This is a genomic window from Novosphingobium sp. NFX11, assembly GCF_057376415.1.
In genome coordinates this window covers 3,260,869-3,286,864 of the sequence record NZ_CP080384.1, presented here as the reverse complement: position 1 = coordinate 3,286,864, position 25,996 = coordinate 3,260,869, and the positions used below count along the sequence as shown (strand labels likewise).

Genomic DNA, 25,996 nt, shown 5'->3' with positions numbered 1-25,996 from the left:
GTTGCCGATCACCCGGCACGCGATGGGGCTTCCCGTGTTGCGTGCACTTTCCTTGCGTACATGCTGTCGCCACTACCCCGGTGCAGCAGACGGGTTCAACGTCGCTCAAACTCGCCCGTCCATATCAACCTTCCCCGTAAGGGTTAACGGGTCGGCCTGCACATCGTCCTTTTCGAGGATTGCTCAGCGTTCACTCACGTTGCGGCCTGTACGCTCGCACGGTCACCTACGTGACCGTTATCCGGGGCTTCAGACATTTCGTCACCTCCACGCCTGCCCCGGTTGCTTCCGGCTGGAGCATCGCCGGGTGGGCCTCTCACCCACTAGAAAGTGCCGCCTTTGCACGGCGCACACCCTTCTCGGTCGCTCAAAAGCAAGATTTTCATCTCTGGCGGGCGACCGTCCGCTAATCTCAAGGCTTTGCTCGCAACTGCCCCTGTTAGGCCTCATCGTGTTCGATGGTCCTGGATTTCGCGGACGACGTGCCTCTGAGTTGTCATATCGAGGCATTACGGGGCGGCCGATTTGGTTGGAGGTGCGCGTGCTTTCGTCGACCAGGGGCGCGCCTTACGATATCGCGCAGCAAGACTTTGACTGGTGTGCTGTCCAAGTGGCCGTGCAGCGCTACATCCGTGGACGAGGTGCGCGGCATGACATTGCAGACGACATTGCCCAAGAGGTTATAGCAAGGCTGGTTCAACTCACTCGTGAACAGCAGATCGCGAGTGTATTCGCGCTGGCGTTTCGCATCGCGGACAACCTGCTGATGGACATGCATCGCCGCGAAAGCCGCCTGTCGGCTGAGATCGATGACGATTGGCGAAGCGATGAGCCTTCGCTGGATCGCGTGCTAGATTCGCGCCGGGCTATCGACATCTTCGACCGTTGCCTCAAACGCATGCCGCAGTTGCGGCGCGAGGTACTTATGCGGCGGCGGCTCCATCAGGAAAGCTGCCGCGCCATCGGCGAGGATCTGGGCATCAGCGCCAAGGCGGTGGAGAAGCACATTACACGCGGCATGATCGACCTGCGCCGTGCGCTCGACCATGCCGGGATCGATCTGGTTGGGCAGGACTGATGGGGCACGATATGCATATCAGGAACCGGCAGGCGATCGACATGCAGGCGATCCAGTGGATCGAACGCCTGAGCCGCCCCGTGATCGACAGCGCCGCTGCGGCCGACTTCGACCGCTGGATCCTCAAGGACCCGCAGCACGTCGAAAGCTATGCCCGCATGAGCGCGCTGTGGCAATCGGACGGACTGGCAGCCGCACTTCACGATCCCGCCACGCGCCCTGCCGCCTCGAACGACGATGAGGACGCTTGTGATGCGCCGCGGAGCCGCCATCACCTGATGCGGCGACGCACGGTGCAGGCGGTCGCCTCGCTGTGCGTGCTATTGGTCGCCTGCATCGCCGTCCCTCGCCTGCTGGTGACCGACCGGATTTTTGCGACAGGTCACGGCGAGATGCGCACGGTATCGCTGCCCGACGGCTCAACCGTGCGGATGGACGGCGAGACGCGCATCGCCGTGCGCATCACGCCCTGGTCCCGCCATGTCGCGCTGGAACGCGGCGAGGCCTTCTTCGACGTAGCGCACGAGCGGATGCGCAATTTCACAGTCGACACCGGCCGCGCCGCCGTATCGGTGCTTGGCACCGCTTTCGACATCGAACGGGTCGATGCCGACACCCGCGTCATCCAGGTCTATCGCGGACTGGTAAGCGTAGAGGCCGGCACCGGACGCGAATGGCGCCTGCCCGCAGGCAGCGGGCTGGAGCTCTCGGGCGAGCGGGTGCGCAGCCTTAAGGACGTGGAAGGCGATCGACCCGATTGGACGAGCGGTTGGTACGAAGCCAACGACACACCCGTCGCACAACTGGTGCAGCGCCTCAACCGCACGGCACCCAAGGCTGTGGCGCTGGCCGATCCAGCCCTCGGCGAATTGCTGGTGACCGGCCGCTTCCAGACCGGCGACGCTCGCGGCGTGCTCGACGCGGTGGCGGCAATCCACGATCTGCACTGGCGGGAAACAAATGGGAGCTATCTGTTGGAGCGGTAGAAAGCCTAGCCCATGACTGTCATCGAATATTCACAGTAAAGCCATGAAATTGTAAGAAAATTATTTTGTCGGGTTTTGCCTGCCAGCCGCGTCTGAGCCCTGAACGCTAAGTTCAGCTGGGGGTATTTCTTCGATGTTTCTTCCGTACCGGCCCGCCGTATCGGCGCTGGCCATAGCCGTGGCGACCGTCTGCACGACACCCGTTGCCGCAGCCGAGCGGCGCTACGCTTTCGCGATCCCCGCGCAAGATCTCGCGCATGCGCTGCAGGAATTCTCGCGCATCACCGGCGTGCCCGTCGCCGCTTCGTCGGACGCGTTGCGCGGTCGCCGTAGCCAGGCCGTTTCGGGCACGATGTCGGCGCAGGGCGCGCTCCAACTGCTAATCGGCGGCGCCAATGTCGATACGCAGCGACGCGGCGGCACGATCATCGTCAAACCGCTGGCTGCGCGCGTCCAGCCTGCCGCCGCGCTGGCTAAACCTGCACCGCGCAGTGCTGCACCCGCCCCGGCCTATCGCCCGGCGGAAGCGCACATGGCCGAAGAAGAACCGGCCAACGGCGAGATCGTCGTCACCGGCTATGTCGAGGCGGTGCAGAAGGCGCTTGAGGTGAAGCGGAAGACCGACGTCGTCTCGGACACCATCATGGCCGACGACATGGGCAAGCTGCCCGCCAACAACGTGTCCGAAGCGCTGTCCCGCATGCCCGGCGTCAACGCGGTGCGCGATTCCGCCACCGGCGAAGGCGATCGCATCACCGTGCGCGGCATGTCCACCGAACTGAACAACTACTCGATGAACGGCGTGCGCGTGGGCGGCGCCGGATCGCGCGACGACAACTTCTTTCGCGGCGTGCGCCTGAGCGTGCTGCCGCCCGACGGGATCAAGCAGATCACCGTCTACAAGACGCTCACCCCCGACCGCGACGGCGATGCGCTAGGCGGCTCGGTGGACATCTCGACGCCGACCGCGTTCGATCAGGATCCCACCTACTTCCGCCTCTCGGCCGAAGGCGGCATGCTGGACAAGTTCGATCACAAGAAGTCCGCGCAGGTATCCGGGGCGTTCTCTCGCCAGTTCAGCGACAACTTCGGCGTCTTCGTCTCGGGCAGCTACAGCCGCCGCAAGTCGCAGTTCGAACAGAACGGTGTCGACGGCGACAACCAACCCGACACCTGGTATTCCGACAGCGAGACGCTGGGCTGGGACCCCAACCGCTTCGTGATGCGCGGCATGGACCTGGGCTTCGGCGAGACCGACGTGGAGCGCTTCGGCGGCAACACCAGCGTCGATTACCGCTCGGACAACCATGACCTCCACTTCCGAGGGCAGTACAACAAGTACCGCAAGAAGGAATTCCTCAACCGCCTGAACTTCCGCAACGACACCTCGAAGAACTCGACCCGGCTGTCGCAGGTGGACACCGACGACACCAGTCTGGCGCAGCCCGACGACAGCGTGGTCGGCTACGACGACGAGTTGGGCCGCATCTACAGCTACACCACCGACCAGATCGTCGACCGTGACGGCGACGGCATCATCACCGACGCGGACCGGTCGGCCAAGTCGTTCTACAGCCTCAACGGCGGCTCGGGCACCTGGGACCCGCAGGGCTTCCGCCTGCGCCGCTTCTGGGAAGCCACCAACGAGAGCGGCAGCCTGGCCTCGGCCAACCTCGGCGGCGTCTCGCGCCTAGGCACCGTGACGATCGACTACGACGTGTCTTACGCCAAGTCGGAAGATAACCTCGACGACGGCTACACGCTGGAATTCCGCAGCGACAAGTACGGCTGGCTGGGCAACGAAGGCGTGCTGTTCTCCAGCAGCGAGGATCTGCGCTTCCCCAAGTGGCTGCTCAACGATGCGGGTCTAGCAGCGGTGCAGGACCCGTCCGAATATGCCTTCAGCAGCCTCGAAGGCGAAGTCGGCGGCAGCAGTGAAAGGCTGTGGCAGGCGCAGACCAACGTGCTGTGGAAGCCGGACAGCGGATGGCTGGAATCGGTCAAGGTGGGCGGCAAGTTCTACGACTCGCGCCGCTATACCTACCAAGGCTCTTTCCTGAACCTCGAGACCGACGGCACCATGGCCGATTTCTCGCAGTTCTACGGCGCGGACGTGACCAGCCTGTTCGGAGGCGCCTACACCGGGGTCTACCGCCTCGGCCAGACGCTGAACAACGCCAAGATGCTGGCCGAACTGCAGCGCGCCGAAAAAGGCGAGAGCACCATGTTCGAAGGCGTGGCGACCGATCCGTCCCAGGCAGTCCTGTCGAACGAGGACAGCTTCCGGTTCAATGAACGCGTGATCTCCGGCTACGCCATGGCGACCGCGCGCATCGGCAAGGCGCAGATCATTGCCGGCGTCCGCGTGGAAGCCACCCGCAACACGATCGATGCCTACACCATGGACGAGGTGCAGGGCGCGCGCTTCACGACCGACACCAGCAGCTTCGCCAACGTGCTGCCCTCGATCCATGTAAACTACGACTTCGACCGCAAGACCCGCCTGCGCGGCGCGGTGTGGACCAGTTTCGCCCGGCCCGACATCGCCCGCATGAGCTCTGCCCGCGAATACAGCTACGATACCGACCCCGATGGCGACGGCGAGGAGAACTCCACCTCGGACTGGGTGCTGCTCGCGATCGAGCAGGGCAACCCCAACCTCAAGCCGATGCGCTCGCTCAACCTCGACATGTCGCTGGAGCATTACGCCGGGAACACCGGGTCGTATTCGGTGGCGCTGTACTACAAGCACATCACCAACTTCCTGTTCCGCTCCTCCTCCAGCAACATCCGCGACGGAACGCTGGGCGAGAACGTCGACCCTGCAGGCGTGGCGATCTCGATGCCCAACAACGGCAAGTGGGCCGAAGTCTACGGCGTGGAGTTCAGCGTGCAGCAGCAGCTGCCCTGGCTGCCCGGCATCCTCAGCTCGCTGGGCGTGGGCGGCAACCTGACGCTGCAGCGCTCGAAGGCGGTAACCGGCCTCTCGTGGCACCCCGAGGGCTACACCCTGCCGCTGATGGAAACGCCCGAAACGGTCGCCAACCTGCAGATCTTCTGGAAGCGCAAGGGCTGGGAAATCTACGGTGCCTGGAACTACCAGTCGGAGTTCATGGGCGGCATCAACGACTTCGGCAACAACCCCTACGAACAGGGCTACAGCTTCGTCGACCTGACCTTCCGCAAGACCTTCATGAAGAAGTCGTCGATCCAGTTCCAGGTCCGCAACCTCTTCGATTCCCACACATATTGGGAAACCGTCTCGTCCGGCACCGGCGCCAGCCGCGCCTATGTCAAGAACGGCCGCAGCATGACGCTCGGCTTCAACATGATCTTCTGAGGGGAACAAGGATGACTGCGACCCGAACCCTTGCCAGCGCGCTGTTGCTGAGCGCGTTTCCCCTCAGCGCGGCGGGGGCGGCTGATGCCGTTCCCGCCGCGCCCCCTGCGGTGATCCTCGCCCCGGCGACGGTGAACCCCGAGCGCATCGTGCTCAATCTCACCGCCGACCCGGCGAGCGAGATGGCGGTGACCTGGCGCTCGGCGCCGGGCTCTGCCGGGCAGGTGCAATATGCGGTGGCGACCAGCAGCCCGGACTTCGTGAAATCCCCGATGACCCTCGCCGCGACGACCGACGACGCCGTCCTGCCCGTGCGCGAGGACCCCGCCTTCCGTGCCGCCTATCACTCGGCGGTGCTGAAGGGCCTGCAGGCCGATACCGTCTACGCCTACCGCGTGGGCGACGGCACGCACTGGTCCGAATGGCTGCAGTTCCGCACCGCCTCGCGCGAGGCGAAGCCGTTCCGCTTCATCTACATGGGCGACATGCAGAACCAGATCCTGTCCGAAGCCTCGCGCACGCTGCGCATGGCCTTCCGGCAGGCGGGCGACGCGGCGTTCACGATCCATGCGGGCGATCTCATCAACCGCCACGACAGCGACGCCGAATGGGGCGAATGGTTCACGGCCGGCGGCTTCCTCTATGCCCAGACCCCGCAGATGCCGACGCCGGGCAATCACGAATACGTCAAGGACGAGACCGCCCGCGCCGGCTCCTCGATCAACGGCCAGTGGCGCCGCCAGTTCACCCTGCCCGAAGACGGCCCGGCCGACGTTCCCGCCAGCCGCGAAACCAGCTGGTACACCGACTATCAGGGCCTGCGCCTGATCTCGATCGATTCCATGCAGGTCGACCGCGATGAGAAGGCGAGGAAATCCATCATCAAGTGGCTCGATGGCCTTCTGGCGCACAACCCCAGCCATTGGACGGTGATGTTCCTGCACTTCCCGCTGTTCTCCAGCGAACCGGGCCGCGACAACCCGAAAGTGCGCGCGGCACTGAAACCGCTGATCGACAAGTACAAGGTCGATCTGGTGCTGCAGGGCCACGACCATGGCTATGCACGCGGCGCAATCGGCCCAGATGGCCCGACCACCGACGATGCCGGCTCAACGTATGCGGTGTCGGTGGCCGGTCCCAAAATGTACGATGTCGGCAGCTTGACCTGGGCGCGCAAGTCGGCGTCACGCACGCAGGCCTATCAAGTTATCGATGTGACTCCGGATCACCTGACCTACCGCGCCTACACTGCCACCGGCGAAGCGCTCGACGAAGTCTCGCTGCGTAAAAATACACGTTGACGGCCGGGATCTGGAAACCATCAGTTCGGAAGCAAGCTTTCCTCGCCGCGACGGACACCTTAGCCATCGCGACGAGGATTCTTAAACTGCCCGAGGATAGCAAAGGCGAGGTGTTAGAACTGATCGTGTCGATAGGCATGAAATCCTTTAAAAAATCGGGATATCGACAGAGTTTTGGCGCAGCCTTACGATCGACGAATGGTACAGCCCCCATATTGACAGTTACTTATAATTACCAATACCCGGCTGGGCAGTGCTCATAAGGTGCCTGTCAATCGCTACTGCCGTCGATCCTTAGCTGACACTCAGACTCGGATTGCCTACGTCTACTCCGGCTTGTCTGCTTTCTTTATATCCGCAATCTTTCCGCTGCGGCGCCGCGCGATATTTCCAAAAACATTCTGCGACCAATCAGACACTCTTGTGTCTTGGGAAGGGTTGGGATAGCGCGCTGTGCCTGCGCCCTCATCGGCGCGGACGAGATCGCGCCGGTGCTTCGAAAGAGGCTTAAAAGGGAACGCGGTGAGAGGGGTTTTTGCCCCTCGAATCCGAGGCTGTCCCTGCAACTGTAAGCGGTGAGCGCGATGCATATGCGCGGCGGGGCGAAGGGTCCTGCCGCCAGTCACTGGGCCGGACGCTGCAACATGCGAGGCCTGGGAAGGCCGTGCATCGCTGCGTTGACCCGTGAGCCAGGAGACCTGCCTGCGTCTGGTCGCTCATGCCGTGGTCCAGGGGGTGGCCAGGGCCCGGAATCATTCCGTTCGAGCGACGAACCAGCGGTGGAGGCCGCATCGGTTCGCGCAGACGGTCGCCCGCGGCGTCCGGCCGCAGGCGCGTGCCGACCGTCTTTATGGCGGCACGTCTCCCACCCAGTCGCAGGCGCCCGGGGGGAATGACGATGAATTTGATGACAACCGTTGCGCTGGTGCGCATCGCGACAGGGATCGCGACTGGCAGCGCAATGGTACTGGCGACGGTGCCAGCGCAAGCCAAAGAGGTCCCCGCCGACATCGCACCCGGCGGCTCCAGTGAGATCGTGGTGTTCGGACGCGGCGAGGCCAAGATCGGCACCGCTCATGCCGCCAGCGAAGGTAGCGTCGGCGGATCCGACCTGCTGGTCCGTCCGCTGCTGCGGGTCGCCGAACTGCTCGAGGCGGTGCCCGGCATGGTGGCGGCGCAGCATTCGGGCAGCGGCAAGGCTAACCAGTACTTCCTGCGCGGCTTCAACCTTGATCACGGCACCGACTTCACGACCTACATCGACGGCGTGCAGATGAACCTGCGTAGCCATGGTCACGGTCAGGGTTATCTCGATCTCAACGGTCTGATCCCCGAGGTCGTCGCCCGAGAGGATTTTCGCAAGGGACCGTACCGCGCCGATGGCGGCGACTTCGCACTGGCGGGCGCGGCCTCCATGACCACTATCGATGGGTTCGACCGCCCGTGGATCTCGGTCGAAGGGGGATCCTACATGTCGGGGCGCCTGGCCGCCGGTGGAACCGTCAAGGATGTGGCGGGTGGCAGCCTGACGCTGGTGGGGCAGGCGAAGCGCTATGACGGGCCCTGGCAGGAGGCAGAACACCTTCGGCATTACTCCGGCTTCGCGAAGTACACCGCGCCCACCGGCGGAGGCACCCTCGAAGCTTCGCTCCATGCCTACCACGCCACCTGGCGGCCGACCGAGCAGATCCCGGAGCGGATCATCGGCAGCGCGCTGTGTCCTGACGAGTTCTGCTCGCCCGATCCTTCGGCGCGCGGCCGCACCACACGCTGGGTTGGCAACATCGCGATGCGGCAGCCGAGCTGGAACGCGAATGTCTATGCCCAGTACTACAACTGGAACATGTATTCGAACCCGACGTACGCCGATCCCGATGGCACCAGTGCGCAGATCGACCAGTTCGACAAGCGCTGGATCGTGGGCCTCACCGCGCGCAAGCAGTGGGATGTGGACTCGACGCTGCAATTGAGCGTGGGAACCGAAAACCGCTACGATCACATCGGCAATGTCGGGGTAAATCGCGCAGACACCCGCGCCTTCCTGTCCTCACTGGGACGATACCACGTCGAGGAACTGTCCGGCGCGCTCTACGGTGAAGCGACCTGGAAGCCGGCGCGTGGCCTCAGGCTGACCGGCGGCATGCGGGCAGATTACTACCGCTACACGGTTCGCGCGCGAGATGCCGTGGCGGCCGATCTGGGAACCGGCAGTGGGCATGATTCCATCATATCACCCAAGGTATCTGCAGCCTACGAGATCGTCCCTCAGTTCGAGGTCTACGCCAACTGGGGACGCGGTTTCCACTCCAACGACGTGCGCGGCGCGATAAACGTGGAATCCCCGTGCCCGTGCTCGTGCGCGGCACCGGCAAGGAATTGGGCGGGCGCCTGCAACTGGGCACCGTCTCGCTGACGGCCACGTACTGGTGGCTCGACGTGGGCAGCGAACTGCGCTTCGTCGGCGATTCCAACGCGGTGGAGCCGACTGGCGCCAGCAAGCGTCATGGCTACGAGGTAGTCGGGTTCTGGCGGCCGCTGCCGTGGCTGGCACTCGACGGCAGCTATGTCGCCAGTCACTCGCGCTACGACAATGGCGATCGCATTCCCAACGCGGTCGAGAACGCGGTCTCTGCCGGCGCGGCGATCGTGCTCGACTCATGGGAGGCGAGCGTGCGCGTCCGACATCTGGGGCCCTACCCGCTGATCGAGGACAATTCGGTGCGCGACAAGGGCAGCACGATCGTCAACGCCCGCGCCGCATGGAAGGGCCGCAAGATCGAGATCTACGGTGAGGTGCTGAATATCTTCGACAGCCACGACAAGGACATCGCGTACTACTACGAGATCCTACATCCCGGCGTTCGACACCCATGGCCCGGTGGAGGGGCGTCTCAGCCGCGTGATCGAGCCGCGCACGTTCAAGATCGGCGCACGCTTCACATTCTGATCAAACGCCCTGCCCTGCCCCGCCGTTCGGCAGGGCAGGGCGTGGTCGTGCTGCGATTCTACTCAATGCGAAGATCCGTTCCGACCCTGGTTGGTCGCTCAATCGCCGATTTCCATTCCCCAGGTGCAGCCCGTCTGCTTTGTCGGTCACGAAGTAGGAATGGCACTATCTTGTCCGACTAAGTTTACATCTGCGGTGTGCGCGTCCACGATTTGCGTCCGCTTAGTCGCCGTTGGCATCGACCATAAATACAATAGGTTTGCCTCGCGACGTCGGATCCCATCCTGCCGACAATGCTGCTCGCACGCCGCGTGAAGCAATCGTGTCGTTGATATGCAATCGCCCTTTCGGCAATCCTTTCAACAGGCGCTTTGGCGCCGGAAATTCCAGCACTGCTTCACGTGGCATGTCGTGCTGACGCAGGGACACCGTCATGCCCTTCCAGCCATCGGAAGAAGATAATTGAGGGTCGGTGAGGAGTTCCCAGTCATATTTGAACCCATCGATTTCGACGGTGCCGCCACGGCCATGTTTGTGAAGCATGACATGCCTCTAGCATACCGGCAGCTACACTCCACCCTTCCCTCATGATCGTCGCCTGATACGCGCCCATTTCCTTTAGGCATACGGCGAACGCAGGCTGATTGCCTGTGCAGGCGGCGTCCTTCAGCGCCCGGCCCTTCCCCCTCCGAAAGAAGGGAAGGATAGGGGCATTTCAGCCGCCCAACCAATCGCATATAATCTCGCCCTTGTGTCCTTCGGGGGCTAACGCCGCGCGCAAAGCTTCCAGCAGTGGAGCCAGTGTTTGCGTGAACGCGTAGGGCGGATTGACGATGAAGAGGCCCGCGCCGTTATAGATGCCGGGCTGCTCGCTATCGTAGAGCCAATGCTCCACCACCAGCAATTTCGGGATGCCGAGCTTGCGCAACTGCGCCTTCCATCGCTGGTGCGTGGCGCCGTCTTTCAGCGGATACCAGATCACCGTCACGCCATGCGCCCATTTGCGGTGAGCGGCGGAGAGGGTGGTGGCGATGCGTGCGCGTTCGTCCGTCTGCTCATAGGGCGGGTCGACCACCACCACCCCGCGCGCGGTGCGGGGCGGCACCATAGCCAGCCACAGTTCGTAAGCGTCGCGTTGATGCACGGCCGCACCGGTGCCCCGCATCACGCCGCGCAGGGTGTCAGCGTCTTCCGGGTGTTTTTCGTTGAGGATCAGTAAATCCTGCTCGCGCAAAAGCTGCGTCAGAAACTGAGGCGAGCCGGGGTAAAGCTGGGGTTCTCCCCACATTTACCGCCTGCACGGCGGCACGATAGTCGTCCAGCAAGGGGTTCGGGTCCGCAAAGGCCTGCAGAACGCCGTGCGCGGCCTCGCCGGTGCGTTGAGCTTCGTCACCGCCAAGATCGTACAGCCCGCAACCGGCATGGGTATCGATCAGAGTCAGCGCGCCCGGCTTCTGCTGCAAGGCCCGCACCAAGGCGATGAGGAGGCTGTGTTTGACGACATCGGCGCTATTGCCGGCATGGAAGGAATGGCGATAATTCATTGCGGCTCAAAAATTCTGACGATCAGCCTTTAAACGAACTGCTGAACCTTCTGCAAAGCGAAGTTATGATCGTGTCTTTCTTGTTAGGCGCGGAAGCGGAGCGCGATGCGATTAAAGTAACCAATCCGGTACTCAATATAGAATCCTACATCGCGTTTCGGCGTAAGGCTCCAAGGCTGCGTTAGCGATCGTCATCGGAGGTAGAGACCGACCCGTCCATGCCGTCGTCAGGCCCCTCAGGGAAGGCGTCGAACCGAACCCCAAGTTCAGCACCGATCAGATCGCGGCAAAGATCCTCGAACTGAGACTGGGATAAGTTGGCGAAATCATGATCCATCAGAGCTGTTTGTGGGATGTGTCGCGCGCGGGTCAAGAACGCTTTGGGCGATTTTCAGGCCCATTGGGCGGTAGCCACCCGTTACAACCGCCATTATCCGAAATCACGTAAGAACGACCGCTTGGAGGAGAGCGAGTTTATTCGTGAACAACCGAAACAAGGGCGGCTGACGCCAAAGGATGGTTAGCAATCGGAACACTGAGAGTGCCTGGTCTCTTGATTCGTGAGCTCAGAAGCAACAGTCGCGAAAGTCCCAAATCGAGCCGCTAGAGATTGGAGAAAATCAATCGCGACATATTTCGGACGTTCTACCGCCCAAGTTCTATCCTTTCGAACGGATTATAATTCCGGATCGTAAACCTGGCTTTGCACGCTCGTGAATACTGGGGTGGATAATGCCGCGGGAACGACACCGTCCCGGCGGGTCACCGCACCAACGCCACGCCGAGGCGCAGGCGGCTGACGCGCTTGTTGTAGTCGAGCAGGTTCTCGCCATAGCCGGTGAAGCTCTGCGCGAAGAGGTAGAAGTCCGGACCGCCGCCCAACAATCGTCGCAGCGGATACGACATGTCCGCCGAAATCGCGCCCTTGCCGCTGCCGAAGTTGAACCGGCTGGAGGACGAGAGGCGCATGCCGTTCTCTTGCCCGATCTCGAAGAACAGGCCGGTGTTGCCGCGATAGCGGCGCACGTCCGGGTTGTCCGACAGGTCGCCCGCGTAGAACCACGCGCGCGGTGCCACCGTCAGGCGCAGGTCGCCGCCGAGTGAGAAGGCGGCCATCGGCGCGATGTAGACGGTGTTGAGGCTGCGCGAGAAATCGCCGTCGCGCCCGTTCGATTCGTGGCGCATGCCGATTTGCGCGCTGACCGTGGCGGCGTCCGACAGCGCCTTGGGCGGGGTGACGTAAAACACCTCTGGCTGGAAATCTATGTTGCGGAACGGCGAGGATTTTGCGCCCAGATCCCAGAACATGCGCTGGGTATAGGCGAAATAGAGCCCGTCGCCGAGCGACTTGCCGCCTTCGCGCGCACGGCTGCCGAACAGCTGGTAGCGGAAGCTGAGCTGGATGCGCGCCTCGTCGTCGGTGCCGGGGCCGTAGACGGCGTAGATCGGCTCGTTGGCGCTCAGGTTGGCGAGGAAGGCGTTGCCTACGGTGCGGTCGCTCGGCGGCGGGGTGGCCGGGACCGGCGGCGTTGGCGCACCCGTCGTGGCGGCAACCTGCGGAGCGCTATCGGGTGCCGCGACGTTCGGCGCCGCCGCCAGCGTCACCGACTGGCCGCCCCACGCGGGCACTGACAGCAGCGCACCGTTCTCGAACCCATCGGCGGCAAGGCTGTAGCGCACGCTCGCGAAGCTGCCCGGGGCGATCGCGCGCACGGCAGGGTCATCCGGGTCGCGGTGCAGGATGACAGTACGGCCGGTCCCGAAGGCGCCCGCGTGAGCCAGACGCGCCTCGACGGTTTCAGGCAGGGTGGCGGTTGCGGCGGCGATGCCGGTATTGAGCAGGCGCACGTCCACTTGCGCGCCACCCTGCGCATCAGGGGCAACCTGCCCGATCAGCGCCTCGATCCCCTCCTGCGCGAAGGCGGGGTGGAAAGAGCGGCGACAAGCGCGAGTCCGGCAACGAATGTCAGGGATGTCTTCATAAGCGCAGCTTGTGGCCCGGCAGCCCCGGGGTTTCCATCGTAATTCGGCAGACGGCAGCGAAACACGTGAACGGCACCGCCGCCGCACGGGGGAACCATCGCGGCGTTCTGCCGTTGAAACGGCTCAAAACCCTCGCTTCACCCCGGTGGGCGCACAGCTCGTCCATCCGTTTCCCCTCCCGCGATTCCTCTCTAGGGACCGCCGGACCCGCTTGATGCCGTTTTCGGCGTCGCTTCAGATCCATGGCCGTTCGTCGGCCGCATCCGTCATGTGCACCCGCGCGCCTTATCCGCGCTCGCTTTCGGCGGAAACCGGAGAAAAACATGTCCGCTAGCCAGGCGCTCAGCGCCCAATACGGCTGGTTCAAGCGCAGCAGCGAACTGACCGTGGACGACGTCACCGTCGTCGACCGATCCACCCTCAACCGCGCTGTCGGCGCCGCCGCGCTCGGCAATGCGATGGAGTGGTTCGACTTCGGCGTCTACGGCTACATCGCCATCACGCTGGGCCACGTCTTCTTCCCCACCGGCAGCGCCAGCGTGCAGTTGATCGCCACGTTCGCGACTTTCACGGCGGCGTTTCTGGTGCGGCCGCTCGGCGGGCTGGTGTTCGGTCCGCTGGGGGACCGCTATGGGCGTCACAAGATCCTGGCGCTGACGATGATCCTGATGGCGGCGGGCACCTTCGCGATAGGGCTGATCCCCTCCTATGCGCAGATCGGCATCGCGGCGCCGCTGCTGCTCTTGGCGGCGCGGCTGCTGCAGGGCTTCTCCACTGGCGGCGAATATGGCGGCGCGGCGACCTTCATCGCCGAATATTCCACCGACCGGCGGCGCGGGCAGATGGGCAGCTGGCTCGAATTCGGCACGCTGGGCGGCTATATCGCGGGCGCGGGCACCGTCACCGCACTGCAGATGACGCTGACCCCCGCCGACATGCTGGCGTGGGGCTGGCGAATTCCGTTTCTCGTCGCCGGGCCGCTGGGCCTGCTGGGCCTCTACATGCGCCTGAAGCTGGAGGAGACACCCGCCTTCCAGGCCTATGCCGAGGACGTCGACAAGCGCGAGGTCGACCGCCCGAAGCTGGGCGACCTGTTCCGCCGCCACCGCGCGCAGCTGCTGAAATGCGTGGGGCTGGTGCTGGTGTTCAACGTCACCGACTACATGCTGCTGACGTACATGCCCAATTATCTCAGCGTGACGATGGGCTATGCGACAAGCAAGGGTCTGCTGCTCATCATTCTCGTGATGGTGGTGATGATGCCGCTCAACGTGCTCGGCGGCCGGTTCAGCGACCGTCTGGGGCGCCGCCCTATGATCATCGGCGCCTGCGCCGCGCTGATCGTGCTGTCGATCCCGTGCATGCTGCTGATCGGCACCGGCAATGACTGGCTGATCTTCCTCGGCCTGATGCTGCTGGGGGTGACGCTGGTGTGCTTCACCAGTTCGATGCCCTCGACGCTGCCCGCGCTGTTCTACACGCCGGTGCGCTACAGTGCGCTGTCGATCGCGTTCAACGTCTCGGTCTCGCTGTTCGGCGGCACCACGCCACTGCTGACCGCGTGGCTGGTGGAGAAGACCGGCGATCCGCTGGTGCCCGCCTATTACCTGATGGGCGCGGCGACGATCGGGCTGCTGACGATGCTGACGGTGAAGGAGACGGCGGGCATGCCGTTGCGAGGATCGCCCCCGTCGGTGGCGACGCAGGCGGAAGCTGTCGCGCTGGCGAAGAGCGACGAGCCGGTCACGGTCGATACCGCTCTGCCCGGATTGGCGGCGCCGGAAGGGGACGAACGGCAGAGCACCCGGGGAGCATGGGCGCAATGTTACCCGCGCGCGGACTCACCTAACTATCAACCGGTTGCGGCGATCGCCCTCGATACTCCTTCTCCTCTCCGGACGTTGACCTTCTGGGAGATGGGGCTTCCCCAGATCGACCAGCAGGGTGTCTACGAGGCGGACGAGGTGCCCGGCAGACGTCCTGATCCGGCCCGCGCCCGGCCGCTCGACGCATATCCGGAGAAAGGGAACGACTGGCTCGATCGCGGATGAGATGGCGTGCGGGTACTCATGGAGCCCGGTCGAAAAATACCCAGTGCTGTGACAGCAATTCTGCCGTCCGCTCTTCGGCGAGGAGCGCCGTCGGATCCGTGCCTTTAATGCCGCATGCCTCAAACGTCCGCCGGTATGGGCCGATCAAGGTAGCTGGTCTCACCACGCTTGCGCGCTTCCCAAGCGTTCGTGCGCTCGCGAGCGTAGGCCTTCTGCACCCGGACTTTGCTGATGCCATACCGTCCGGCAAGCTGGCCGAAGGTCGCCCCATCGATCACAGCGACATAGATCGCAGCGTTCCGTTCGTGCTCAGGGCTCAAATTCTCGGCAGCCATCAACATTCTCCAGTCGCTGGCGCGACTCTGCCGCCAGCACGGTGCAGTTACCTAATTACGACCGCCACCGTCATCCCTTCCATCGGAGCTTGCGCCAGCGCGGGCCAAACGGTGCAAAAGATGCCCCCGGTCGGCTGGACGAGAAGGAACAGGCCCAGAGCATCTCCCATCTTGTATGGCTTGGCCCGTGGCTTGGCGTTTCGGATAGCGACATCGGTAAGTGCCATGATTCGTTGCCTTTTCCGCGGCGTGGCCCCCGCTTGGGGGCCACGCTAATCGCCCGGAAAATGCCATGCCCCCGTTTGGCCCCTATATGGGGCGGATGGGGGTGGATTTAGGTGGTCATACCCGGACGAACCAAGACACAAAAGTCTTGGTTTTCTGCGGGTTTCATAGCATTTTCAGGCTATTTTGGAAGGGTGGCTGGAGCGGGTAGCGGGAATCGAACCCGCATAGCCAGCTTGGAAGGCTGGAGCTTTACCACTAAGCTATACCCGCTCATCGCGCCGTACCGCGAGCCCCGTGGTATCCCGGGCCGCGTCGTGGGAGGCGCTTGCCACGGTCGGGGCATCGACGTCAACGCCTCTCTTGCATTCTTGCAACATGACAGGCGCACATCCGAGGATCGCCCCGGCGGCTTCTGTGGCCAGAGGCACGGAAAACTGCCGATCCGGACCATTCTTCCTGCCCCGAACGTCGCGCATCCCGGCTTCGACGTATTCTCTCGCAGGTGCAGCGATGATAGCCTGACGTCCCAAAGCAGCTGACGAGAACGAGGTCCTGATGAACACGCCCCGGACGCGCACTCCCGCCGAAACCGCTTCCGCGCGGCGGCGCAACCCGCTCGATCTGCTGATGAATTCCGGGCTGGGCAAGCTGCTGCGCGGCATCGGCGTCGCCCCCGGCCCGCGAGCGGGGAGAGCCTGCTCGACCTTGCCGACGCCCTGCTTTCGCTGCGCGGGCGGGCTTCGGGACCGGCGCTCGCCTCGGCGTTCTTCGATCTCTACGAAGCGAGCGACCTTGCCGCGCGGCAGGAGTTTCTCGGCAAGGTGCACGACCTCCACCCGGCCGACGCCAAGGCCATCGACCAGGCCATCGCCAGATGGAACGACAAGCGGGACGAGGCTTCCGCCCTCGCTCTCAACGTCGCCAGCAAGTCGCCCAGCCGGCGGCTGATCAACCAGCTCAACCTGGCGCCGCAGGGCACCCAGCGCCTGATCGACTTGCGCGAAGATTTGCTGGCGGTGCCGCGCTCGGCCTCCACCTCAGGCCTGGCCGCGCTCGACCGTGATCTGGAGAACGCCTTCACGGCCTGGTTCAATGCCGGCTTCCTCGAACTGCGGCGGATCGGCTGGGACAGCTCCGCGCAGCTGCTGGAGCGCATCATCCGCTACGAGGCGGTCCACCAGATCCAGGGCTGGGACGACCTTCGCCGCCGGGTCGAGCCGGTCGACCGGCGCTGCTACGGCTTCTTCCACCCGCAGATGCAGGACGATCCGCTGATCTTCGTCGAAGTCGCGCTGACGCAGCAGATTCCCGGCTCCATCCACGAGATCATCTCCGAGGAGCGTGAGACGATCGTCCCGCGCGAGGCCAACTGCGCGATCTTCTATTCGATCAGCAACTGCCAGGTCGGGCTGAAGGGTATCCCCTTCGGCAACCACCTGATCAAGCGCGTGGTCGGGCTGCTCAAGGAAGAACTGCCGCACCTCAAGACGTTCGCCACGCTTTCACCGGTGCCGGGCTTTGCCAAGTGGTTGGCGAAGGAGCAGGACGCCGATGCTCCGGTCCCCGGCGCGCAGGAATTGCGCAGGCTGGCAGCGCGCTACCTGGTCGAGGCGAAGAAGGGCGGGCAGCCGCTCGATCCGGTGGCGCGATTCCACCTCGGCAACGGCGCGCGGCTTGAGGCGGTGCATGCCAATGCGGACCTCTCCGCCAATGGGCAGAAGCAGGCGCACGGGGTCATGGTGAACTACCTCTACGATCTGGCCGACATCGAGGCGAACTTCTTCGCGCTGACCGAACTGGGCACGGTCGTCACCTCGAAGGCGGTGCAAACACTGCTGGAGGAGCCGGAAGGCGGGGCGAAGAAGGGTGGGAAGAAGGCCAAGGAGACGGTGGCGGCGTGAGCGGCAGGTCCACCCTCCCACCCCGCTGCGACTAAGTCCTGCGGACTAAGTCTCGCTGCCCCTCCCGCTTGCGGGAAGGGGAAACCCGACCTCTCATTCCCCTCCCGCTTGCGGGAGGGGGCAGAGGTGGGCTTTTTCCCTTAGCGCCTCAATGCCCCTCGAAGGCCATCAGCGCCTCGGCCGGAACGCCTGCATCGCGCAGCCGCTGCGCGCCGCCGAGGTCAGGCAGGTCGATGGCGAAGAGCGAATGCACCACCTCACCCCCTGCCCGGCGTAGCAGTTCCACCGCCGCCAGCGCCGTGCCGCCGGTGGCGATGAGATCATCGATCACCACCACGCGGGCGCCGTCCGGCACCGCGCCCGGATCGACCTCCAGCGTGTCTGTGCCGTATTCCAGCGCATAGTCGATCGCGAGGACCGGGACCGGCAGCTTGCCCGGCTTGCGCACCGGCACGAAGGGCAGGCCCATGCGCGCCGCCATCGCCGCGCCGAACACGAAGCCGCGCGCCTCGATCCCGGCGATCACCTCGGCGCCCGCCGCTTCGGCACGGTCCGCCATGTGCCCCACCGCCGCTGCGAAGCCGGGGCCGTGGCCGATCAGGGTGGTGACGTCGCGGAACAGGATTCCGGGCTTGGGGAAGTCGGGGATCGTGCGCACCAGCTGGCGGAGGTCTTCGACGGTCACTTTTGCATCTCCGGCAGCTCATAAGCAAAGCGCCCCGCCATCACCGTGGATGGCGGGGCGCCGGAGCCCTTAGCAGCAAGTAGGGCATCGCCAAAACCCTTCGTCATTGCAAGCGAAGCGAAGCAATCCAGAGCCGTTTGCCCTGCGCTGGATTGCCGCGGGGCTTACACCCCTCGCAATGACGAAATGGGTGGGCTCAGTGCTTCTTGCCCGCCCAGATGTTGCGGTAGGACATATAACCCAGCACCGTCGCGAAGATCAGGAAGAGCACCACGGCAAGGCCGGTCTGGTTGCGCTTCTCCAGCTTCGGTTCGGCGGTCCAGACGAGGAAGGCCGAGACGTCCTTCGCCATCTGGTCGACCGTCGGCTTCGGGTTGCCCGGGCTGGATTCCACCTGACCGTCGGCAGTCAGCGGCGGCGCCATCGCGAGGTTGAGGTTCGCGAAGTACGGGTTGTAGTGCAGGCCGTCAGGCGTCTTGGCGTCCGGGAACTCCTTCAGCAGCGCGGCGGGCTGGGCCTGGAAGCCGGTCAGCAGCGAGTAGACGTAGGGGCCGCCTTCGTGGCGCGCCTTGGTCATCAGCGAAAGGTCCGGCGGGATCGCGTTGTTGTTCGCTGCGCGCGCGGCCGTGTCGTTGGCGAAGGGCTTGGGGAAGTAGTCGGTCGGCAGGCCCGGACGGGTGTTCGCCTCGCCGGTGGTGGGGTCCACGCCGGGGACCTGGAAGCCCGCCGCGATGGCCTTCACCTGGCCTTCGGAATAGCCCAGCGCCGCCAGGTCGCGGAAGGCGACGTGGCTGAGCGAGTGGCAGGCCGAGCAGACTTCCTTGTAGATCTGGAAGCCGCGCTGCAGCTGCTGCTTGTCGAACTTGCCAAAGGGGCCGTCGCTGGCGAGGTGGAGTTCCTTGGGGTGCAGGTGGAACTCGTGCTCGGCAGTCGCTGCGGGCGGTTCGGTGATCTGCGTGTAGGCGCCCTTGCCGAACGACCACGCCAGCGCGACCGTGAAGAACAGCCCGACGAGGATCGAGAGAATGCGTGCCATGTCTTTCGTCTTTCGTTCTGGCTGGATCAGACGGCCGAAGCCGGGGCGGCGGAAACGTCGAGTACGGCCTCGTCATCCTTGCCGAGCACCGATTCGGTGATCGAGAACGGCAGCGGCAGCGGCTTTTCGATCGCCGAGACCACCGGGATGATGATGAGGAAGTGCGCGAAGTAGTAGAGCGCCGCCAGCTGCGAGATCATCACGTAGGGCTCCGCCGCCGCGGCGCCGCCGCAGTAGAACAGCACCAGCATCGCCGGGATCAAGCCGAAGAAGAAGAACTTGCGGTACAGCGGACGGTAGCCGCCCGAACGCACCGGCGACTTGTCGAGCCAGGGCAGGAAGAACCACACCAGGATCGCGCCGAACATGGCGAGCACGCCCATCAGCTTGGCTGGGATGAAGAAGAAGTCCTGCGTGAAGGCGCGGAGGATCGCGTAGAACGGCCAGAAGTACCATTCGGGCACGATGTGCGCGGGCGTGCTCATCGGGTTCGCCGGGATATAGTTGTCCGGGTGACCGAGCGCGTTGGGGAAGTAGAACACCGCGATCGCGAAGAGGATCGCGAAGACGCCGATCGCCCAGCCGTCCTTGGCGACGTAGAAGGGGTAGAACGGCACCGTGTCCGAGCTGGACTTCACTTCCACGCCGGTCGGGTTCGACGAGCCGGGGATGTGCAGTGCCCAGATGTGCAGGATCACCACGCCCAGGATCACGAAGGGCAGCAGATAGTGCAGCGAGAAGAAGCGGTTGAGCGCAGCGTTGTCAGGCGCGAAACCGCCCAGCAGCCACTGCTGCAACGGCTCGCCCACGAAGGGGATCGCGCCGAACAGGCCGGTGATGACCTTGGCGCCCCAGAAGCTCATCTGGCCCCAGGGAAGCACGTAGCCCATGAAGGCGGTGGCCATCATCAGCAGGAAGATCACCACGCCCAGCAGCCACACCATTTCGCGCGGCGCTTTGTACGAGCCGTAGTAGAAGCCGCGGAAGATGTGGATGTAGATGACGACGAAGAAGGCCGAGGCGCCATTGGCGTGCGCATAGCGCATCAGCCAGCCCCAGTTCACGTCGCGCACGGTCATCTCGATGGTGTCGAACGCCACGGCGGTATTGGCCGCGTAGTGCATGGCCATGACGATGCCGGTGACGATCTGCAGCACGAGGCAGAGCCCCGCAAGGAAACCGAAGTTCCAGAAATAGTTGAGGTTGCGCGGAACCTCGTAGCCACCACCCACGGCATTGTAGACGAGGCGCGGGATCGGCAGCCTGTCGTCCATCCACTTCATGAAGGGATGCGCGGGGGTGTAGTGCTTTGCCCAGGGAAAGCTCATGTTCTTGATCCTCTCTCTTGGGCTCAGCCGATTTTGACGACGGTGTCGGACGAGAACTCGTACTTCGGCACCTCGAGGTTCTTGGGCGCGGGGCCTTTGCGGATGCGCGCCGCGGTATCGTAGGCGGAACCGTGGCAGGGGCAGAAGTAGCCGCCGAACTCGCCCTTCACTTCACCTTCGCCGGCGCCCAGCGGCACGCAGCCGAGGTGGGTGCACACGCCCATGGTGATGAGCCAGTTCTCCTTGCCCTCCTTGGTGCGCTCCTCCAGCGTCTGGGGATCGCGCAGCGAGGCGACATCGACCTTGTTGGCGGCCTCGATCTCATGCGGGGTCAGGTTGCGCACGAAGACGGGCTGCTTGCGGAACACCGCCTTGATCGCCTGTCCGGGCTGGATCGCCGAGATATCGATTTCGGTGGAAGATGCCGCGAGAACGTCGGCCGATGCCGACATCTGGCTCACGAGCGGGACGACGATCCCGATTCCTGCAACGCCTGCAGCGCTGACTGCGGCGATGTTGATGAAATCGCGCCGCCTTACGCCCTCTGTTTCTGCCATGTTTGCCCTTGCCTTGCTTTCGACAACCCTCTCTGCCGGAGGTGCGGCAGAAGGTCTATCAGACCGAATGGTATCCTGGTATCCCCCGTGTCGGCTCACGAACCATGGGCAAAACCCATGAATCTCCCGACTTTGGGGCTTCTGTTATACATGAACGTCGCCTGTGCCAACCTTGATTTTGGTCAAGGCAAGCTACTGTAACGGACGGAAGTTAGGCCGATCGGCTTGGCGATACCGGTGATTTCGGGGTGGGACGGTGGCGATGGCGCGTTCGGGCTGCCGAAGCATGGCAGGCCGCAGCGCTCGGCCTCGGGGGCTTCGACAAGCTCAGCCTGAGCGGGTTGGGGGCCTATCAGTGAGACGCCGATGTTGCGCCCCTGCCCTTCGTCATCCTGAACTTGTTTCAGGATCCATCGCGCAGTTGGTGCCATCGCTGGAAGGTCAAAACCGCCCCGTCGATTTAGTCGCTCATGAACTGGGCGATCGGCCTGTTGGACCCTGAAACAAGTTCAGGGTGACGGCGAATTTGGGTGGATTGCTGCCATTCACATGATAGCATTCCGCCGCATGACATTCGTTACTTTCATCATGGCCGTCGCTCATCTGACAAGCAATTCGAGCGCGGATAGTGGTGAAAGATCGCTAACGCAAAATGGGGGTCGGCCTAACTGCCACCCATCACCATCAGGTTGGCAACGGCAGGGGTGCGAATTTGGCGAGCTGGCCACCGTGAATCTCTTGGAGATTCGTGACAATCAGCTCTTTTGGAATGGTAAGTTAACCAGCGACGAAACTGTGTTCGATTACCTTGAAGACAATGCGCAACTTGATCCTCGGCCGGGAATTGCCTTCGTGGTTGACCTTGCATCTGATCGAGATCGTGTTGCCGTTATTCGTCGCGCGGTTGGCGAGCGATATAGGTGTAGCACCTTGATACCGTGCGTTGAGTACACCGCAGCGGAATGGGAAAAGGCCGGTCCACCACCTTCACGCGAAGTCCGCTAAGGGGCGTAAGTTGCCGACCACCAAGTTCGTCATTGCGAGCGTAGCGAAGCAACCCAGGGCAGTATGACGCCGCCCTGGATTGCTTCGCTGCGCTCGCAATGACGGAGGTACGCCCTCAGCCCAACCCGATCAGCGAAATCTGCCGCCCGTAGCTCAGTTCCCCGCGATGGGTGGCGCGGCGGAAGGAGTAGAACCGCTCGGGCTCGGCATAGGTATCCAGCCGCAGCCCCTCGGGATGCGCGATCCCGGCGAGGCGTAACCGGCACAGCACGTAGCCTTCGAGGTCGAACTGGAAATGATCCGGCCGCTCTTCCTGGAAGAACCGCGCATTGGGCAGGTCGTCGGCGAGGAAGCGCTCGCGGAACGCCGCGTCCACCTCGTAGGAATCCTGCGCGATGCATGGACCTACCGCCGCGACGATGCTTTCCCGCCGGGCGCCGAGGGCCTCCATCGCGGCGATGGTGGAATCGGTGACGCCGCCCAGCGCCCCGCGCCAGCCGGCATGGGCCGCGCCGATCACGCCTGCCTCGCGGTCGGCGAAGAGCACCGGCGCGCAGTCGGCGGTGAGGATGCCCAGCACCGCGCCGGGCCGGTCGGTGACGATGGCGTCGGCCTTGGGGCGGTCTTCCTCGGACCATGGTTCCCCGCCCAGCACCGCGCAGTCGGCCGAGTGGACCTGATAGACCGTGACCAGCCGCGCGCCGGGCAGCACCGCTTCGGCCGCCAGCGCACGGTTGCGCTCGACGAGGTCAAGGTCGTCGCCCGAACCGCGCCCGACGTTGAGGCCCGCCACCTCGCCCTCGCTCACCCCGCCCCGGCGGCCGAGGAAGCCGTGGGAGATACCTTCGAGCAGGGCGGCGCGGTTGACTTCGACCGGCTCAGCCAAGGGACTTCGACACCTGCTCGCGCACGTCGCGCGAAAGGTCGGGCAGTGCCGCGATGCGCTCCAGTTCGGCGCGCATCATCGCCGCGCGGACCGGCTCGATCCGGCGCCAGCGGCCGAGCGAGGGCACGAAGCGCGCCGCCGTCTGCGCGTTGATCGGGTCGAGGCGGCGGATCAGGTCGCCGATCATGCGGTAGCCCTCGCCGCTGGCGTCGTGGAACGCCTTGGGGTTCGCTGCCGCCGCCATGTAGAGCGCCCGCACGCGGTTGGGGTTGGTCATGGTAAAGTCTGCGTGCTGCGCCAGCGCCGCGATGTGCTCCAGCACTTTCGGGTTCAGCGCGCCCGCCTGGAGCGAGAACCACTTGTCGATGACGAGGGCATTGCCTTCGTAGCGATCGTGGAAGTCGGTCAGCGCCGTCTCGCGCTCGGGCGCGTCGAGGCTGGCGAGGACCATGAGCGCGCCCTGACGGTCGGTCATGTTGTCGGCCGCCTGGTACTGCGCGAAGGCACGGCTAGCGCCCTCGGCCGGGTCGCCGCAGGCGATCAGCACCAGCGCCTGCGTCTTGATCTTGCGGGCACCGCGCGCGGCCGCCTCGCGCGAATAGGGCACGGCGACGGCGCGGTCGTGGAGCGCCTTAAGCGGACCGGTGAGTTCGCGGCCCAGCCATGCCTTCAGCGCCTCGCGCTCGGCATGGATCGCGCCGGGGTCGGAGACGGGGAGCTGCTCGGCAAGGTAGGTCTCGGCGGGCAGGATCATCAGCTCGCCGCGCATCAGGTCGTCGAGCGCGGGGTCGGCGATCACCGAACCGTAAGCCTCGCCGATCGCCGCCCGGCCCTCGGCCCGCGCCGCATCGTCGAGCTTGCCCGAGACCGCGGCGACGAGATGCTGGACTACGAGGCCCTGCATCGCCTCGTAGCGGGCGAAGGGATCATCGTCATGCGCGGCGAGGAACACGAGGTCCGCGCTGTCGCGTTCGAACTCGATCGCCACCGGCGCGGAGAAGCCGCGATTGATCGACAGCACCGGCGGCTGCGTGAAACCGTCGAAGGTGAAGGTCTGGCTGTCCTTGTCGAGGACGATCAACTGCTCGCCCGAATGCGCGCCGGTGTCGCGGTCGAACAGGGCGACGCGCAAGGGGATCGGCATGGCCTGCTTTTCGGGCTGTCCGGGGTGGCGGGGACGGTCTGGGTGAGCTTGAGTACCGTTTGGGTGCCGTTGTGTGCCATCTCAGCAGCAACCTGCGGCGTGCCGGCCTGCGAGTACCACAGGCGGAACTGCGTGAGATCGAGCCTGGCGCCATCCTCGATCGCCTTGACGAAATCCTCGCAGGTCGCGGCCTCGCCATCGTGGCGCTCGAAGTAGAGGTCGGTGCCCTGGCGGAACCGTTCGAGGCCCGCCATGGTGCGCATCATGCGGATCACCTCGGCGCCCTTGTTGTAGATCGTCGCGGTGTAGAAGTTGCTGATTTCCTGGAAGGAATCGGGCCGGATCGGGTGCGCCAGCGGGCCGGAATCCTCGGGGAACTGGGCGATGCGCAGGACGCGCACGTCCTCGATCCGCTTGACCGCCTCACTGCCCATGTCGGCGCTGAACAGCTGGTCGCGCAGCACGGTGAAGCCTTCCTTGAGGCTCAGCTGGAACCAGTCGCGGCAGGTCACGCGGTTGCCCGACCAGTTGTGGAAGTATTCGTGCCCGATCACGCCTTCGACGGCATCGTAATCGCCGTCCGTCGCGGTCTCGGGGTCGGCCAGAACATAGCGCGTGTTGAAGACGTTGAGGCCCTTGTTCTCCATCGCGCCCATGTTGAAATCGGACACGGCGACGATGTTGAACAAGTCCAGATCGTACTCACGCCCGAACGCTTCCTCGTCCCACTTCATGGAATTGACGAGGGAATCCATTGCATGCTGGGTGCGGTCCTCGTCACCCGGGCGGACCCAGATATTGAGGTCGACTTTGCGGCCGCCCATGGTGGTGAATTCCGCGTGATTGGCGACGAGGTCTCCTGCTACCAGTGCGAAGAGGTAGCTCGGCTTGGGCCAGGGATCGTGCCATTCGGCCCAATGCGTGCCGTCCTCGCCCTCGCCGCTGGCGGTGCAGTTGCCGTTGGCGAGGAGGATGGGGAACTGCGCCTTCTCGCCGCTCATCCGCACCGAGTAGGTGGAGAGCACGTCGGGCCGGTCGGGGAAGAAGGTGATGCGGCGGAAGCCCTCCGCCTCGCACTGGGTGCAGAGCATCCCGTTCGAGGCATAGAGGCCCATGAGCTGGCTGTTCGCGGCGGGATTGAGCGCGGTTTCGACCTCGACCTCATGCGCCTCGCCGTTCAGTTCGACGAGGAGGTCGGAGCCGTCGAGGCGCCAGTCGTTGACGTCGAGCCCGTCCACCCGGACCGCCAGCGGGGCGATCTGGTCGCCATTGAGGCGCAACGTCGAAGCGCCGTTTCCTGCGGGATTGCGCGCGACCGAGAGCTTGGCGACGACCTTAGTGGCGTCGAGGCCGAGGCGGAAATCCAGCGCGACCTTAGGCACCAGCCATGCGGGCGGCAGGTAATCCTCGCGCCGGATCACCGGAGGCGCGGCGAGCGGCGGCGCGGCATCCGCCACTTGAGTGTTCTCGGCGGGCTCGGAGGGTCTGCTGGCGATGTCCATGCCTGTTACTTAGAGGCTCGGCGGCCGATTGCCAGCGGGGGATTCGTCATTGGCGATCCGCCCACCTCAACCCCTCCCGCAAGCGGGAGGGAGCGAGACTTGCGAAGCTGCAGGCTGAGTTAGTCGCAGCGGGGTGGGCATCGCGCTCCACCTTCGCTA

The 25,996-nt window shown here is 64.3% G+C and carries 15 protein-coding genes, 1 tRNA gene, 3 pseudogenes and 1 riboswitch; of the genes and pseudogenes, 7 read left to right on the top strand and 12 right to left on the bottom strand.

Annotated features, from left to right (window positions below):
* The first annotated feature begins 535 nt into the window (after positions 1-535).
* The 5 genes and pseudogenes from KZO24_RS16915 (at position 536) to KZO24_RS16895 (ending at position 9,652) form a co-directional block, all read left to right on the top strand.
* Positions 536-1,078, top strand: coding sequence for an RNA polymerase sigma factor (locus KZO24_RS16915; RefSeq protein ID WP_486487189.1), 543 nt, complete (start codon positions 536-538; stop codon positions 1,076-1,078).
* Positions 1,079-1,089: 11 nt separating this feature from the next.
* On the top strand, positions 1,090-2,064 hold the full coding sequence (locus tag KZO24_RS16910; RefSeq protein WP_271181392.1) for a FecR family protein: 975 nt from the start codon (positions 1,090-1,092) through the stop codon (positions 2,062-2,064).
* A gap of 133 nt (positions 2,065-2,197) precedes the next feature.
* The gene (locus KZO24_RS16905) at positions 2,198-5,404 is read left to right on the top strand and encodes a TonB-dependent receptor (RefSeq protein ID WP_486486652.1); all 3,207 of its coding nucleotides are present in this window, start codon (positions 2,198-2,200) and stop codon (positions 5,402-5,404) included.
* An 11-nt stretch (positions 5,405-5,415) separates the two neighbouring features.
* A complete protein-coding gene (locus tag KZO24_RS16900; RefSeq protein ID WP_271181394.1) occupies positions 5,416-6,705 on the top strand; it encodes a purple acid phosphatase family protein in 1,290 nt (429 codons plus the stop codon).
* A 472-nt stretch (positions 6,706-7,177) separates the two neighbouring features.
* A riboswitch (cobalamin riboswitch) is annotated at positions 7,178-7,425 on the top strand.
* Between the two features lie 172 nt (positions 7,426-7,597).
* Positions 7,598-9,652, top strand: a pseudogene (locus KZO24_RS16895) (TonB-dependent receptor).
* Between the two features lie 222 nt (positions 9,653-9,874).
* Here the strand turns inward: KZO24_RS16895 and KZO24_RS16890 are convergent.
* The 4 genes and pseudogenes from KZO24_RS16890 to KZO24_RS16875 all read right to left on the bottom strand — a co-directional run bounded on the left by KZO24_RS16890 (position 9,875) and on the right by KZO24_RS16875 (position 13,050).
* Entirely contained in the window at positions 9,875-10,195 is a 321-nt protein-coding gene (locus KZO24_RS16890; protein WP_271181396.1) for a hypothetical protein, read from the bottom strand.
* 172 nt (positions 10,196-10,367) lie between these two features.
* Positions 10,368-11,196 (bottom strand): annotated as a pseudogene (locus KZO24_RS16885) (23S rRNA (adenine(2030)-N(6))-methyltransferase RlmJ).
* A gap of 181 nt (positions 11,197-11,377) precedes the next feature.
* On the bottom strand, positions 11,378-11,533 hold the full coding sequence (locus KZO24_RS16880) for a hypothetical protein (RefSeq protein WP_271181398.1): 156 nt from the start codon (positions 11,531-11,533) through the stop codon (positions 11,378-11,380).
* Between the two features lie 425 nt (positions 11,534-11,958).
* On the bottom strand, positions 11,959-13,050 hold the full coding sequence (locus KZO24_RS16875; RefSeq protein WP_486486651.1) for a phospholipase A: 1,092 nt from the start codon (positions 13,048-13,050) through the stop codon (positions 11,959-11,961).
* A 452-nt stretch (positions 13,051-13,502) separates the two neighbouring features.
* Between KZO24_RS16875 and proP the strand changes: the two genes are divergently transcribed.
* Positions 13,503-15,230 (top strand): glycine betaine/L-proline transporter ProP, encoded by a 1,728-nt coding sequence (gene proP, locus KZO24_RS16870; protein WP_486486650.1) that lies wholly within the window; start codon positions 13,503-13,505, stop codon positions 15,228-15,230.
* 119 nt (positions 15,231-15,349) lie between these two features.
* Here the strand turns inward: proP and KZO24_RS16865 are convergent, their stop codons facing one another.
* Positions 15,350-15,565, bottom strand: a complete 216-nt coding sequence (locus KZO24_RS16865; RefSeq protein WP_271181402.1) for a hypothetical protein — start codon at positions 15,563-15,565, stop codon at positions 15,350-15,352.
* 424 nt (positions 15,566-15,989) lie between these two features.
* A tRNA-Gly gene (locus KZO24_RS16860) sits at positions 15,990-16,063 on the bottom strand.
* A 551-nt stretch (positions 16,064-16,614) separates the two neighbouring features.
* Between KZO24_RS16860 and KZO24_RS16855 the strand changes: the two genes are divergently transcribed.
* Positions 16,615-17,694, top strand: coding sequence for a malonyl-CoA decarboxylase (locus KZO24_RS16855; RefSeq protein ID WP_486486649.1), 1,080 nt, complete (start codon positions 16,615-16,617; stop codon positions 17,692-17,694).
* Positions 17,695-17,842: 148 nt separating this feature from the next.
* Here KZO24_RS16855 and KZO24_RS16850 read toward each other — a convergent pair whose 3' ends face one another.
* From KZO24_RS16850 to pepN, 6 genes and pseudogenes are all read right to left on the bottom strand, one after another.
* Positions 17,843-18,379: an adenine phosphoribosyltransferase gene (locus tag KZO24_RS16850; protein ID WP_271181404.1), complete on the bottom strand. Its 537-nt coding sequence runs from the start codon at positions 18,377-18,379 to the stop codon at positions 17,843-17,845.
* Positions 18,380-18,575: 196 nt separating this feature from the next.
* Positions 18,576-19,415, bottom strand: a complete 840-nt coding sequence (locus tag KZO24_RS16845; protein ID WP_271181405.1) for a cytochrome c1 — start codon at positions 19,413-19,415, stop codon at positions 18,576-18,578.
* Between the two features lie 26 nt (positions 19,416-19,441).
* The gene (locus KZO24_RS16840) at positions 19,442-20,743 is read right to left on the bottom strand and encodes a cytochrome b (protein WP_008830912.1); all 1,302 of its coding nucleotides are present in this window, start codon (positions 20,741-20,743) and stop codon (positions 19,442-19,444) included.
* A gap of 23 nt (positions 20,744-20,766) precedes the next feature.
* Positions 20,767-21,300, bottom strand: coding sequence for a ubiquinol-cytochrome c reductase iron-sulfur subunit (gene petA, locus KZO24_RS16835; RefSeq protein WP_008830913.1), 534 nt, complete (start codon positions 21,298-21,300; stop codon positions 20,767-20,769).
* 1,120 nt (positions 21,301-22,420) lie between these two features.
* Positions 22,421-23,191 (bottom strand): peptidoglycan editing factor PgeF, encoded by a 771-nt coding sequence (gene pgeF / locus KZO24_RS16830; RefSeq protein WP_271181408.1) that lies wholly within the window; start codon positions 23,189-23,191, stop codon positions 22,421-22,423.
* Positions 23,184-25,837 (bottom strand): annotated as a pseudogene (gene pepN / locus KZO24_RS16825) (aminopeptidase N). Before pepN ends, pgeF begins: the two are co-directional and overlap by 8 nt.
* Between the last annotated feature and the right edge of the window lie 159 nt (positions 25,838-25,996).

Coding starts and splice junctions, on each gene's coding strand:
- KZO24_RS16910 (WP_271181392.1), top strand. CDS start 1,090: ATGCATATCAGGAACCGGCAGGCGATCGACATGCAGGCGATCCAGTGG.
- KZO24_RS16905 (WP_486486652.1), top strand. CDS start 2,198: ATGTTTCTTCCGTACCGGCCCGCCGTATCGGCGCTGGCCATAGCCGTG.
- KZO24_RS16900 (WP_271181394.1), top strand. CDS start 5,416: ATGACTGCGACCCGAACCCTTGCCAGCGCGCTGTTGCTGAGCGCGTTT.
- KZO24_RS16890 (WP_271181396.1), bottom strand. CDS start 10,195: ATGCTTCACAAACATGGCCGTGGCGGCACCGTCGAAATCGATGGGTTC.
- KZO24_RS16880 (WP_271181398.1), bottom strand. CDS start 11,533: ATGGATCATGATTTCGCCAACTTATCCCAGTCTCAGTTCGAGGATCTT.
- proP (WP_486486650.1), top strand. CDS start 13,503: ATGTCCGCTAGCCAGGCGCTCAGCGCCCAATACGGCTGGTTCAAGCGC.
- KZO24_RS16865 (WP_271181402.1), bottom strand. CDS start 15,565: ATGGCTGCCGAGAATTTGAGCCCTGAGCACGAACGGAACGCTGCGATC.
- KZO24_RS16845 (WP_271181405.1), bottom strand. CDS start 19,415: ATGGCACGCATTCTCTCGATCCTCGTCGGGCTGTTCTTCACGGTCGCG.
- KZO24_RS16840 (WP_008830912.1), bottom strand. CDS start 20,743: ATGAGCTTTCCCTGGGCAAAGCACTACACCCCCGCGCATCCCTTCATG.
- petA (WP_008830913.1), bottom strand. CDS start 21,300: ATGGCAGAAACAGAGGGCGTAAGGCGGCGCGATTTCATCAACATCGCC.